Genomic DNA, 12,438 nt, shown 5'->3' with positions numbered 1-12,438 from the left:
AGATCAGCAGAAGCAAGCGGCAGAAGGAAGCAGAAGGAAGCAGAAGGAATCAGCTGGAAAGAAACTCAGACGACCGCGCCGCGGCCCGGGTCGTCGTCCTCGTCGTCGTCATGCGACATCCGCGCCACCAGGGTCGCGAAACCGCCCAGGAAGCCGCCGACGCACACCGTGGTCAGCCACCACGTCATGTCCCACTGCAGCAGCACGGCGACCAGCATCAGCACCGGGCCGCCGACGACCGCGAGCCAGGCGAACTTGGCCGTGACATCCGCATCCGGCAGCGGCGGCGGCTCCGGCGGTACGAAGTGGCCCTCGTCGCTCTCGTCGAGGTCGTCGTCCTTCGCCTCGGCCACGCCGTAGTCGCGCGGGCCGCCGACACCGGGCGCGAAGGTGATCGAGCTGCCCAGCGCGGGCCTGTCCGCATCGGTGTCGGGCCCGGCCTCGGACTCCGGGGACTCGTCCTCCGGATCGTCGGGCGCCTCGTTCACCTCGGCCTCGAGCATGGCGAGGTCCTCCACCGACTTGAACGGCTTGGCGCCCGGCGGGTCTGCCGGCTCCTCGCCGTACCCGGCGACGATGGCCGCCCAGGCGGCCTCCTCGTCTATCGGCTGCGGCTCGCGGTCCGCATCGTGCTGCTCAGCCACCGGTCGTGCTCCCCTTCTTTCCGACACTCGGAGCGAGCCGGCCGATGAATGCGTAACTCTCGTCGAAAATCCGCTCCGCATCGTGGTCCAACGTCGCCACGTGGTAGCTCTGTTCCAGCAGGATCTCGGAAACATCCGTGGACGAGACCCGGCTGAGGATCCGGGCCGAGTCGACGGGCGGCACCACATGGTCCTGCGGGCTGTGCAGCAGCACCATCGGCTGGGTGACCTGCGGCAGCTCGCCGTCGACCAGCCGCAAGAACTTCCGCAGGGAGTGCGCGGCATGCAGCGGCACCCGGTCGTACCCGACCTCCTCCGAGCCCGCCAAGGCGATATCGCTCGTCAGACCCTTTGTCGTACGTACGAAGTGGCGGGCGACCGGCAGGGCGTACGCCGACAGGCCGTGCACCTTGTTCGCCGGGTTCACCACGACGATTCCACTGACCGCGTCACCGTGCTTCGCGGCGAGCCGCAGCGTGAGTGCCCCGCCCATCGAGAGCCCGAAGACGAAGACCTGGCTGCACCGCTCCTGCAGTACCCGCAGCTCGCGGTCCACTTCCGCGTACCAGTCCTGCCAGCCGGTGACCTGCATGTCCTGCCAGCGCGTGCCGTGCCCGGGCAGCAGCGGCAGGGACACCGTGAGGCCGCGCTCCGCCAGATACTCGGCCCAGGGACGCAGCGACTGCGGGGAACCTGTGAAGCCGTGGCAGAGAAGGACGCCGACATCTCCGCCTTCGTGGCGGAACGGCTCGGCTCCAGGGAGGACCGGCACCGGGGTCTCCTTTCGGGGTTGGGGGCCCACGGCGAAGCCGCTGATGTGACAGCCCCGGTAGGTCACAGCGTGAGTGTCTGAAGGTGTACTTCACCGTACGCGACCGGACTGACACCGACCAGATCCGTAGGCCCCCCAGAGCGGGGAGCACGGGCCCACCCCGGGATAAGGTCTGTTCGACAGCACACAGGAGGCACACGAGTTGATCTACGGCGCAATGAAGCTCTCCCTCGGGGGCTCGCTGAAGCTTGCCTTCAGGCCTTGGGTGGAGGGCCTCGAGAACATTCCCGCAGAGGGACCGGCGATCCTCGCGAGCAACCATCTGTCCTTCTCGGACTCGTTCTTCCTGCCCGCGGTCCTGGACCGCAAGGTCACCTTCATCGCCAAGGCGGAGTACTTCACCTCGCCGGGCGTGAAGGGCAAGCTCACGGCCGCCTTCTTCAAGGGCGTCGGACAGCTCCCGGTGGACCGTTCGGGTGCCCGCGGCGCGGGTGAGGCGGCGATCAAGGCCGGTATAGAGGTCATCGAGGGCGGCGGTCTGTTCGGTATCTACCCGGAGGGCACCCGCTCGCCGGACGGCCGCCTGTACCGCGGCAAGCCGGGCGGCCTCGCGCGCGTGGCGCTCGCCACCGGCGCTCCTGTCATCCCGGTCGCCATGATCGACACCGAGAAGATCCAGCCGCCCGGCAAGGTGATACCCAAGCTGATGCGCCCGGGGATCAGGATCGGCAAACCGCTCGACTTCAGCCGCTACCACGGCATGGAGAGCGACCGCTTCATCCTCCGCTCGGTGACCGACGAGGTCATGTACGAGATCATGAAGCTTTCCGGCCAGGAGTACGTCGACATCTACGCGACCGCCGCGAAGCGGCAGCTCGCGGAGGAGAAGGCGGTGGCGGAGAAGGCCGAGAAGGCGGCGGCGAAGGCGAACAAGGCAGGGAAGACGGAACGCCCGGCCGCGTAGCCGCGTCGTCCGTCCTGGGGTGGGGGGAAATGGCCAAGCGCGAGCGTGTCGTGCGGATGTCGGTCGAGCTGCCGCTGTGGCGTGCGCTCGCCGCCTACCGCGTACTGACGATGATCTACGCGGTGCTCCTCTTCGTCTTCACCCGCAGTAAGTTCGAGCACCCCTGGGTCGCGATCGCCGTCCTCGCGGTGATGGCTGTCTGGACGCTGGTCACGCTCCCCAAGGTCACCAACGCCACCCGCTGCACCAAACGCTTCCTCGTCGCCGACCTCACCATCGCGTTGACCGGCATCATGCTCACGCCGCTCGCCGACGCCCAGGCACAGACCGTCGACGGCCCCACCCTGCCGACGATATGGACCGCGGGATCCGTCCTCGCCTTCGCCATCAAGGGCGGTTGGCGCTGGGCGGGCTTCGCGTCCTCGTTCGTCGCCGTCGCCAATATCGTCGAGCGCGGTCACCCCAGCCGGGACACCTTCCACAACGTCCTGCTGGTCTGGGTCGCCTCCATCGCCATCGGTTACGTCGTCGAGGTCGCCCGCGCCTCCGAGCTCACCCTCGCCCGCGCCCTGGAGATCGAGGCCGCGACCCGCGAGCGGGAACGGCTGGCCCGCGACATCCACGACAGCGTGCTCCAGGTGCTGGCGATGGTGCAGCGGCGCGGCACGGCACTGGGCGGCGAGGCCGCAGAGCTGGGCAGAATGGCCGGGGAGCAGGAGGTCGCCCTGCGCACCCTGGTCTCCAGCGGTCTGGTGCCCGCCACGCGCGCCTCCGAGGACTTCTCGCTCGGCGCCCTGGTCCGTACCGTCGACGTCGACGACGATCCACCCGGCGGGGCCGAACTGTGCGATCTGCGCTCGCTGCTCGCCCGGCACGCCGGGTCGAAGGTGACCTTCTCGGAGCCGGGCGCCCCGGTGCTGCTGCCGACCGGCGCCGCGGCGGAGCTCGCGGCCGCTGTCAGTGCCGCCCTGGACAATGTCCGCAGACATGCGGGCGAGGAAGCCCGGGCCTGGATCCTGGTCGAGGACTGGCCGGAAGAAGTGATCGTGACCGTACGGGACGACGGCCCGGGCATCCCGGAGGGCAGGCTCGCGCAGGCCGAGGGGGAGGGGCGGCTCGGTGTCGCGCTCTCGATCCGCGGGCGGCTGCGGGATCTGGGCGGCAGGGCCGAGCTGATCTCGGTGCCGGGCCAGGGCACAGAAGTCGAATTGAAGGTTCCACGGGGGAAGGCAGGGAAATGACGAACCAGCAGGTGGGCGGCAGGACGGACCCGCAGACGGACCGGCAGACGATCAAGGTGATGGTCGTCGACGACCACCCGATGTGGCGGGACGCGGTCGCCCGCGACCTGGCCGCGGCCGGGTTCGACGTGGTGGCGACGGCGGGCGACGGGCCGCAGGCGGTGCGCCGCGCCAAGGCCGTCGCGCCCGATGTCCTCGTCCTCGACCTCAATCTGCCAGGGATGCCGGGCGTCCAGGTCTGCAAGGAGCTCGTCGGCTCCCACCCCGCCCTGCGGGTCCTGGTCCTCTCCGCGAGCGGTGAGCACGGCGACGTACTGGAAGCGGTGAAGTCCGGCGCCACCGGATATCTGCTCAAGTCGGCCAGCACGGACGAGCTGACGGACGCAGTGCGGCGCACCGCCGTCGGCGATCCGGTCTTCACGCCGGGCCTCGCGGGCCTCGTGCTCGGTGAGTACCGCAGGCTCGCCTCCGAGCCCGTACCCGCGTCCGGCGCCGACGAGCCGAAGGCCCCGCAGCTGACCGAGCGCGAGACCGAGGTGCTGCGGCTGGTCGCCAAGGGGCTCTCGTACAAGCAGATCGCCGAGCGTCTGGTGATCTCGCACCGCACCGTCCAGAACCACGTCCAGAACACCCTCGGCAAGCTCCAGCTCCACAACCGCGTGGAGCTCGTGCGGTACGCCATCGAGCGGGGCCTCGACGACGCGTAACCCCCGCCCCCTACTCGTACGAGTGAAAGCCGGACTTCAACCTCCTCGTGGCGCACAGGAATTGACCTTTCGTCCCATCCCGTAGTGACCTGCATCACCATTAGCGTGGCGGTCATAAGGCTCACCAGGCGAAGGGAAGTTTCCATGCGCGTCGGAGTACTGACCGGGGGCGGCGACTGCCCCGGGCTCAACGCGGTCATCCGTGGCGCCGTCCGCAAGGGCGTGCAGGAGTACGCGTACGAATTCGTCGGCTATCGCGACGGCTGGCGCGGGCCCCTCGAAGGCGACACGGTTCCACTCGACATCCCGGCCGTACGCGGCATTCTGCCCCGCGGCGGCACCATCCTCGGCTCTTCGCGCACCAACCCCCTCAAGTCGGAGAACGGCATCCGCCGGATCAAGGACAACCTCGCCAAGAGTGAGGTGGACGCGCTGATCGCGATCGGCGGCGAGGACACACTCGGCGTCGCCGCGCGGCTCCACGACGAGTACGGCATCAACTGCGTCGGCGTGCCCAAGACCATCGACAACGACCTGTCCGCCACCGACTACACCTTCGGCTTCGACACGGCGGTCGGCATCGCGACCGAGGCGATCGACCGGCTCCACACCACCGCCGAATCACATATGCGCGTCCTGGTAGTCGAGGTGATGGGGCGGCACGCGGGCTGGATCGCGCTCCACTCCGGTCTGGCCGGCGGCGCCAATGTCATCCTCATTCCGGAGCAGCGCTTCGACGTCGACCAGGTCTGCGCCTGGGTGACCTCGCGTTTCAAGGCCAGTTACGCCCCGATCGTCGTGGTCGCCGAGGGCGCCATGCCCAAGGACGGCGAGGCGGTCCTCAAGGACGGCTCGCTCGACTCCTTCGGCCATGTCCGGCTCTCCGGCGTCGGCGAGTGGCTGGCCAAGGAGATCGAACGGCGTACCGGCAAGGAGGCCCGCACCACCGTCCTCGGCCATGTCCAGCGCGGCGGCACCCCGAGCGCCTTCGACCGCTGGCTGGCCACCCGCTTCGGTCTGCACGCGATCGACGCGGTGCGGGACGGGGACTTCGGCAAGATGGTCGCGCTGCAGGGCACGGACATCGTGCGGGTACCGATCGCGGAGGCCACGGCGAAGCTGAAGACGGTCGACCCGAAGCTGTACGAGGAGGTCGGGGTCTTCTTCGGCTGACGGTTGCTGTTCCCCTCGGGCGTGTCCTCAATCGCCGGACGGGCTGACTTTGTCAGCCTCGCCGGCGATTGAGGCGCGGGGTCTGGGGCGGAGCCCCAGTTCGGGAAGGGGCGGGGTGGGGAAAATCAGGCCCGGCCGACTCGCGTGGTCGAGGCGAGGAGGCCGTGGATCACCTCCGGGCCCCGCATCGTCAGTACGGACTCCGGGTGGAACTGGATGCCCGCGAAGCCTGTGCCCCGCAGGGCGTGTACCTCCGCCGAGAGGGGATCGCGGGCCACCTCGACCCCGTGCGCCTCCAGCTCCGCCGCCGCCGCGTCGTCGCAGCGCGCCGTGAAGCTGTTGTAGAAGCCCACCGTCTCCGCACGCCCGAAGAAGTCGATCCGCTCCTGCGCCCCCTGATACGGCGCGTCCTTGCGTACGATCTCCAGGCCGAGCTCGGCCGCCATCAGCTCATGGCCCAGGCAGACGCCCAGCAGACCGTGGCGGTGATCGCGCAGCAGATCCGCTGCGAGCGAGCGCAGGAAGCGCATCTTCGGATCGCCCGCGTCGGCCGGATCGCCCGGTCCCGGACCCAGCACCACCGGTCCCGTGTGCGACAGAGCCGATTCCCGCAGGCCCGGCTCGTCGTACCGACGCACCGTCACCTCCAGGCCGGTGGAGCGCAGCAGATGCGCCAGCATCGCGGTGAAGGTGTCCTCGCCGTCGACGACCAGGGCGTGGCCGGTCAACTGGGCGCTGCGCTCCTGCATCCGCAGCCAGAAGGGTGCGAGGTCGGCGCGGCGGGCGTCCAGGGCGGCCCGCACCCGCGGGTCGTCGGCGAGCTTCGGGCGCTCGGCGTGCTCCTTGGGCCGCCCGGGACGCACCCCCAGCGCGGCCAGTACACCGGCCGCCTTGGCATGCGTCTCGGCGACTTCGCCCGCCGGGTCGGAGTGCCGGACCAGGGTCGCCCCGACCGGTACCCGCAGGAATCCTTCGGCGTCGATGTCGGCGGTACGGATCAGAATGGGCGAGTCGAGGGTCTGCTCGCCGACCTGTCCTTCCCCACCACCCGCGTTCTTGCCGATCAGCGCCAGCGCGCCCGCGTAGTAGCCCCGCCCGCCCACCTCGTGCCGCTCGATGACCCGGCAGGCGTTCTGCACCGGCGATCCTGTCACCGTCGCCGCGAACATGGTCTCCCGCAGTACGTCCCGTACATCCAGGGAGCTCTTGCCCCTCAACTCGTATTCGGTGTGCGCGAGATGAGCCATCTCCTTGAGCCGGGGCCCGACGACGACACCGCCCATGTCGCCGACGGTGCACATCATCTTCAGCTCCTCGTCGACGACCATGGAGAGCTCCTCGCGCTCCTTGCGGTCGTCCAGGAAGCCGAGCAGCGCCTCGGGGGTCGGGCCCTCGGGCGGATAGCGGTACGTCCCGCTGATCGGATTCATCACGACCGTGCCGCCGCTCATCCGGACATGGACCTCGGGGGAGGCGCCGACCAGGGTGCGCCCACCCGTCTCCCGCCGCCCTTCCAAGGAAGGCCCTTCGGGCCCCCTGTTTCCCGTATGCACGAGAAAGGTCCAGTACGCACCGCGCTCGCCGGCCAGCAGCCGCCGGAACAGGGCCAGCGCGTCGGCCCGGCCGAAGTCCGGGATCCTGCCGGTGTACGTACGGCGGATGACGAAGTTCGCGCCCTCGCCCTGTCCGATCTCGTCCTCGATGACCCGCCGGACGATGCCCGCGTACTCCTCGTCGTCGACGTCGAAGGCCCCGCCCTCGACCCGTACGTCGTGCGCGGGCAGTCTCTCCAGGACTTCGGCGAGCGGGAGCTCATGGCTCTCATCGGCGACGAGCACGGTCAGTGGCGTTCCGTCGTCGCGTACGTCGAAGCCGCGTTCCCTGATCTGGCGGAACGGGATCAGGGCGAGCGAGGGGCGGTCGCCGACCGGGATGTCGACGAGCCGCTCGGCCTCGTGGACGGTGCCGATCAGAACCTCGACGGTGTCGTGGTCGTGGCCGGGGGTGCGTCTGCGCAGCAGGGCGAAGGGCGGGCAGTCGTCGTCCAGCAGTCGGCTGATGAGCATGCGTCGTGTTCCTTCCGGGTGGGAGGAACGGCCGCTGTCCCCGGGACCCGGGAAACACTGAAGGCCGCCCCTCGGGCGGCCTTCGCGATTGGGTGTACGCGCAGTCAGTGGGCCGCCGGATGAGCGGTCCACCACCAGTTCTGAGTCGGTTGCGCGAACATGACGCCGACCATAACGCATCGCGCCGCGCCGAACCGCGCCGAGGTGACGGATCCGGTCGGATTCGGTACGGACAGCAGTTTCGGTACGGACAGGGGTGTGGGCCTCCGAATCCACTCCTGTCTCATTTGGTGGGCGGTCGGAGGTACGTCCGCAGAGACCCCGTAATGTTGACGGCGTGACCGTGAACGCTAAGACCACCACTGCCGGTGGCAACACCTGGCGAGACCTGCCCGCGGCGCAGCAGCCCGAGTACCCCGATGCCGAGGCTCTGCGCGATGTGATCGCGGACCTCGAGGCGTATCCGCCGCTCGTCTTCGCGGGCGAGTGCGACCAGCTGCGCGCCCGACTGGGAGCCGTTGCCAAGGGCGAGGCGTTCCTGCTGCAGGGCGGCGACTGCGCCGAGGCCTTCGACGCGGTCTCCGCCGACCAGATCCGCAACAAGCTCAAGACCCTCCTCCAGATGGGCGCGGTGCTCACCTACGCCGCCTCCGTCCCGGTGGTGAAGGTCGGCCGGATCGCCGGCCAGTACTCCAAGCCGCGCTCCAAGCCGACCGAGACCCGCGACGGTGTGACGCTCCCGACCTACCGGGGCGACTCCGTCAACGGCTTCGAGTTCACCGAGGCGGCCCGCATCCCGGACCCCGAGCGGCTCAAGCGGATGTACAACGCCTCCTCCGCGACGCTCAACCTGGTGCGCGCCTTCACCACCGGCGGTTACGCCGACCTGCGGCAGGTGCACGCCTGGAACCAGGACTTCGTGAAGTCTTCCCCCTCCGGGCAGCGCTACGAGCAGCTCGCGCGGGAGATCGACAACGCGCTCAACTTCATGAAGGCATGCGGCACGGACCCGGCGGAGTTCCGTACGGTCGAGTTCTACGCCTCCCACGAGGCGCTGCTGCTCGACTACGAAGGCGCGCTGACCCGCACCGACTCGCGGACCGGCCAGCTGTACAACACCTCCGGCCACATGGTCTGGATCGGCGAGCGCACCCGCCAGCTGGACGGGGCGCACATCGAGTTCGCCTCGCAGATCCGCAACCCGATCGGTGTGAAGCTCGGCCCGACGACCACGGTCGACGAGGCGCTGCAGTACATCGACAAGCTCGACCCCGAGCGCGAGCCGGGCCGGCTGACCTTTGTCGTCCGTATGGGTGCCGACAAGGTCCGCGACAAGCTCCCCGAGCTGGTCGAGAAGGTCACGGCCTCCGGCGCCACCGTGGCGTGGGTGACCGACCCGATGCACGGCAACACCTTCGAGGCGGCCTCGGGCCACAAGACCCGCCGCTTCGACGATGTGCTCGACGAGGTCAAGGGCTTCTTCGAGGTCCACAAGGCGCTCGGCACGCACCCGGGCGGCATCCATGTCGAGCTCACCGGTGACGATGTCACCGAGTGCGTGGGCGGCGGCGACGAGATCTTCGTCGACGATCTCCACCAGCGCTACGAGACGGCCTGCGACCCGCGGCTGAACCGCAGCCAGTCCCTGGACCTGGCCTTCCTGGTCGCCGAGATGTACCGGGACCAGTAGTCCGATGTACGAGTGTGGGGCGCGGATCGATGTGATCCGCGCCCCACACTCGTATTCGGGGCTTTTGCGCAGCAGGCCCGGCGGGTAAGGTTAGGTTAGCCTCACCGATCATCGGGAAAGGCGCCTACGATCCCGACCGGGGAGGTGAACCGCGTGTACGTCTGCTCATGCTTCGGCATCACGGAGAAGCAGGTCAAGGAGCACGCGGAAGGCGGTGCCTGCACCCCCCGTCAGATAGCGTCGGTCTCCAAGGCCGGCACCGACTGTGGATCGTGCGTACGCCGGATCCAGGGGATTCTCGGCCGGGGCGCATGCCCCCGCCGCGAGCTGCTCGAGCAGGGCGACTCCGCCGCTGTACTCGCTGTGGACCCAGAGCTCAGAGAGGCGGCCTAGCCCTACGGGGCGACTCAGCTCTCCGGCTGCTCGATCAGCTGGGCGATGTAGAGCGATTCACCGAGCTTCTCGACCAGCTCCAGTTGGGTGTCGAGATAGTCGATGTGATGCTCCTCGTCCGCCAGGATCGACTCGAAGATGTTCGCCGACGTGATGTCACCCTTGCCGCGCATGACCTCGATGCCGCGTTTGAGGCGGTCGATCGCCTCCACCTCGACCTGCCGGTCGGCCTGGAACATCTCGGTGACCGTCTGGCCGACGCGCACATGGAAGAGGCGCTGGTAGTTCGGCAGGCCGTCGAGGAAGAGGATCCGGTCGGTCAGTACTTCCGCGTGCCTCATCTCGTCGAACGACTCTGACCGGGTGTACTTGGCGAGCTTCGTCCAGCCAAAGTTCTCCTGCATCTTCGCATGCAGGAAGTACTGATTGATTGCGGTCAATTCGGCGGTCAGCTGCTCATTGAGGAACTCGATGACCTCGTGGTCGCCCTGCATCGCAGAGGCTCCTTCCGCGCGTAATGACTACTGGGGCAGGTGCGCGAATCTTCGCATCGCGGTCGAGGAGCGTCCAGTAAGTACACGCTTAGTGTGAGTTGCCCGAATCGGTTCGGACCTGGTCATGACCACCCTTCCCGGTCTGTCACCATTGAAGGCATGGGTCAGCCGGAGAGCCGGGAATACCGCGCATCAGAGGAGTCCGAGCTTCCGCCGGGGCAGCGACTGCAGCGTGGCTGGCCGGTCACTCACTATGGCCCCGTACCCAAGTTCAAGCCGGACCGCTGGGAGTTCAGGGTCTTCGGCGCCACGGCGGACGGCGACAAACACTGCTGGAACCACGAGGAGTTCTCGGCGCTGCCCTTCTCCACCGTCGTCGCCGATCTGCACTGCGTGACAAAGTTCAGCATGCTGGGGGCCGAATGGGGCGGGGTGTCCGCCCGTACGCTCATGGACTTCGCGCCGCCGGCGCCGAACGCCACCCATGTCATGGTCTGGGCCGAGTACGGATACAGCGCCAATCTGCGGCTCTCCGACTTCGTCTCGGAGCGCGCGATCTTCGCGACCCACAAGGACGGTGAGCTGCTCACCGCCGAGCACGGCTTTCCGCTGCGGCTGGTCGTCCCGCATCTCTATGCCTGGAAAGGGCCCAAGTGGGTCCGGGGCGTGGAGTACATGACCGCTGATCGCCGTGGTTTCTGGGAGGAGCGCGGCTATCACAATCTCGGCGATCCGTGGCGCGAGCAGCGCTACTCGTACCAGGAAGAGCCCGGGCACGGCCCCGAGCTCTGAGTCCTGGTGCTGGTCAGTGGTGGTACTGGTGGACCACCGCGTGGCCCTTGCCGCGGCCGATCATCCACTTGTTGACGGGTGTGGTGACCACGAAGGCGAGGACGAGCGAGGCGGCGAGGGCGCCCCAGAACAGCGTGTCCGAGAGTTGCGCGTCCATGGCGTCCGGCCAGAGCGCGATCACGCCGTTGTCGATCAGCTCCATCACGGCGATGGACAGGGTGTCGGCGGCCAGTGCGACGCGGACCGCGGTGCTGAAGCCGACGCCGGCCTTGAGGACGCCGCGCAGCGTGAGTGAGTAGCCGAAGAAGAACGCCAGCACGATCGCCAGGATCATCGTCGGCACATTGCCCCAGCCGAACGCGGTGCCCAGCACCATGCCCAGGACCTCGCCGATGGCGCAGCCGGTGAGGCAGTGGAGAGTCGCCTGAGCTGCCATGGACCAGCTGACCGTGCCGATGCCGCGGGCGTGCTCTTCATGGGTGTGGTGAGCGTGCTCGGTGTGGTGAGCGTGTCCGGTGGGGTGAGCGTGTCCGGTGTGGGTGTCGCGCTGCATGAGAAGCCCCCAAAGCCAGATAGCGGTTCCTGTCGACAGCGACAACCACATACCCCTAGGGGGTATTCCTGAATGGAGACTCTCAGCGGAGTTTTTCAGCGCAGTTTCTTCAGCCGCGCCACGTCCGCCGCGTGCCCCTCCTTGCCTCCGGGCGTCTCAATGATCAGTGGTATGCCCTCGGTCGACGGGTGCAGCATCAGCTCCCGGAACGGCTCCTCGCCGATATGGCCCGAGCCAATGTTCTCGTGGCGGTCCTTGTGGGCGCCGGCCACATCCTTGGAGTCATTGGCGTGGATCAGCTTCAGTCGCCCCTCGCCGACGGTGTCCACCAGCAGATCGAGAGTCTGCGCCATCCCGTGCGGGCCGGTCAGATCGTGTCCCGCCGCGAAGATGTGGCAGGTGTCCAGGCAGACGCCCAGCTTGGGATGAGAGTCCAGCGCCTCGAAGTACGGGCCGAAGTCCCAGGTTCTCGAGCAGAGCGAGGAACCCTGTCCTGCCGTTGATTCCAGCAGCAGGAACGGGTCGTCGTCGTGTGTCAGCTCATCGAGCAGCGGCAGCATCCGCTCCCGTACCTGCGCCAGTGCCACCTCGCGGGAGCGGCCGCCGGTCGCCGAGCCGGTGTGCACCACCACACCCAGCGCGCCGATCTCCCGGCCCCGGCGCAGCGAGTGCCGCAGGGATTCCACGGACTTCTCGACGGTCGCCTCGGTGTGCGAGCCGAAGTTGATCAGATACGGCGCATGGACGTACGCCGAGATCCCCTCGGCCGCGCACTCGGTGCGGAACTGCTCGTCCTGCGCCGGGTTTCCGGTGGGTGTCGCCCAGCCGCGCGGATTGGCGACGAAGACCTGGACGGTCTCCGCCTCCAGCTCACGGGCGTAACTGAGACCGATCGTGGCGAGGCCGCCGGCCACGGGGACATGGCCGCCGACGGGGTTGCGCATCAGAA

The 12,438-nt window shown here is 68.4% G+C and carries 14 protein-coding genes; 7 read left to right on the top strand and 7 right to left on the bottom strand.

The annotated features are described in order from the left end of the window. Window positions 1–65: 65 nt before the first annotated feature. Both ACFYXH_RS18250 and ACFYXH_RS18245 read right to left on the bottom strand, forming a co-directional pair. On the bottom strand, window positions 66–644 hold the full coding sequence (locus ACFYXH_RS18250) for a hypothetical protein (protein WP_389563663.1): 579 nt from the start codon (window positions 642–644) through the stop codon (window positions 66–68). Beyond that, window positions 637–1,416 (bottom strand): alpha/beta hydrolase, encoded by a 780-nt coding sequence (locus ACFYXH_RS18245; protein WP_389563661.1) that lies wholly within the window; start codon window positions 1,414–1,416, stop codon window positions 637–639. Before ACFYXH_RS18245 ends, ACFYXH_RS18250 begins: the two co-directional genes overlap by 8 nt. Before the next feature lie 202 nt (window positions 1,417–1,618). On the opposite strand from ACFYXH_RS18245, the gene ACFYXH_RS18240 reads away from it, so the two are divergent. From ACFYXH_RS18240 to ACFYXH_RS18225, 4 genes are all read left to right on the top strand, one after another. Beyond that, entirely contained in the window at window positions 1,619–2,380 is a 762-nt protein-coding gene (locus tag ACFYXH_RS18240) for a lysophospholipid acyltransferase family protein (RefSeq protein ID WP_362675471.1), read from the top strand. A gap of 29 nt (window positions 2,381–2,409) precedes the next feature. Continuing rightward, window positions 2,410–3,621 carry a MacS family sensor histidine kinase gene (gene macS / locus ACFYXH_RS18235; RefSeq protein WP_389563659.1) on the top strand — a complete coding sequence of 404 codons (1,212 nt, stop codon included), beginning with the start codon at window positions 2,410–2,412 and terminating at the stop codon, window positions 3,619–3,621. Beyond that, complete coding sequence (locus ACFYXH_RS18230) at window positions 3,618–4,328, top strand: response regulator transcription factor (protein WP_362675467.1); 711 nt, start codon at window positions 3,618–3,620, stop codon at window positions 4,326–4,328. The genes macS and ACFYXH_RS18230 overlap by 4 nt, the downstream gene beginning before the upstream one ends. A 144-nt stretch (window positions 4,329–4,472) precedes the next feature. Beyond that, entirely contained in the window at window positions 4,473–5,501 is a 1,029-nt protein-coding gene (locus ACFYXH_RS18225) for a 6-phosphofructokinase (protein ID WP_389563656.1), read from the top strand. Between the two features lie 125 nt (window positions 5,502–5,626). Here ACFYXH_RS18225 and ACFYXH_RS18220 read toward each other — a convergent pair whose 3' ends face one another. Both ACFYXH_RS18220 and ACFYXH_RS18215 read right to left on the bottom strand, forming a co-directional pair. Continuing rightward, a complete protein-coding gene (locus ACFYXH_RS18220; RefSeq protein WP_389563653.1) occupies window positions 5,627–7,567 on the bottom strand; it encodes an anthranilate synthase family protein in 1,941 nt (646 codons plus the stop codon). Window positions 7,568–7,671: 104 nt separating this feature from the next. Next, the gene (locus ACFYXH_RS18215; protein ID WP_351454571.1) at window positions 7,672–7,728 is read right to left on the bottom strand and encodes a trp operon leader peptide; all 57 of its coding nucleotides are present in this window, start codon (window positions 7,726–7,728) and stop codon (window positions 7,672–7,674) included. Window positions 7,729–7,904: 176 nt separating this feature from the next. On the opposite strand from ACFYXH_RS18215, the gene ACFYXH_RS18210 reads away from it, so the two are divergent. Both ACFYXH_RS18210 and ACFYXH_RS18205 read left to right on the top strand, forming a co-directional pair. Next, window positions 7,905–9,257: a class II 3-deoxy-7-phosphoheptulonate synthase gene (locus ACFYXH_RS18210; RefSeq protein WP_327323058.1), complete on the top strand. Its 1,353-nt coding sequence runs from the start codon at window positions 7,905–7,907 to the stop codon at window positions 9,255–9,257. A 153-nt stretch (window positions 9,258–9,410) separates the two neighbouring features. After that, the gene (locus ACFYXH_RS18205; protein ID WP_389563649.1) at window positions 9,411–9,650 is read left to right on the top strand and encodes a bacterioferritin-associated ferredoxin; all 240 of its coding nucleotides are present in this window, start codon (window positions 9,411–9,413) and stop codon (window positions 9,648–9,650) included. Between the two features lie 14 nt (window positions 9,651–9,664). On the opposite strand, the gene bfr is transcribed toward ACFYXH_RS18205, so the two are convergent. Next, complete coding sequence (bfr, locus tag ACFYXH_RS18200; RefSeq protein WP_389563646.1) at window positions 9,665–10,144, bottom strand: bacterioferritin; 480 nt, start codon at window positions 10,142–10,144, stop codon at window positions 9,665–9,667. 159 nt (window positions 10,145–10,303) lie between these two features. On the opposite strand from bfr, the gene ACFYXH_RS18195 reads away from it, so the two are divergent. Further along, window positions 10,304–10,936: a sulfite oxidase-like oxidoreductase gene (locus tag ACFYXH_RS18195; protein ID WP_362675457.1), complete on the top strand. Its 633-nt coding sequence runs from the start codon at window positions 10,304–10,306 to the stop codon at window positions 10,934–10,936. Window positions 10,937–10,949: 13 nt separating this feature from the next. Here the strand turns inward: ACFYXH_RS18195 and ACFYXH_RS18190 are convergent, their stop codons facing one another. Both ACFYXH_RS18190 and ACFYXH_RS18185 read right to left on the bottom strand, forming a co-directional pair. Further along, window positions 10,950–11,489: a DUF4396 domain-containing protein gene (locus ACFYXH_RS18190; RefSeq protein WP_389563643.1), complete on the bottom strand. Its 540-nt coding sequence runs from the start codon at window positions 11,487–11,489 to the stop codon at window positions 10,950–10,952. A 95-nt stretch (window positions 11,490–11,584) separates the two neighbouring features. Further along, a complete protein-coding gene (locus ACFYXH_RS18185; protein ID WP_389563640.1) occupies window positions 11,585–12,433 on the bottom strand; it encodes a deoxyribonuclease IV in 849 nt (282 codons plus the stop codon). Window positions 12,434–12,438: the final 5 nt, after the last annotated feature.

It is taken from the genome of Streptomyces sp. NPDC002730 (genome assembly GCF_042888805.1).
GTDB lineage: Bacteria > Actinomycetota > Actinomycetes > Streptomycetales > Streptomycetaceae > Streptomyces.
Note: the sequence above shows the minus strand (reverse complement) of the source record. Positions and strands in the feature narration are given on the sequence as shown.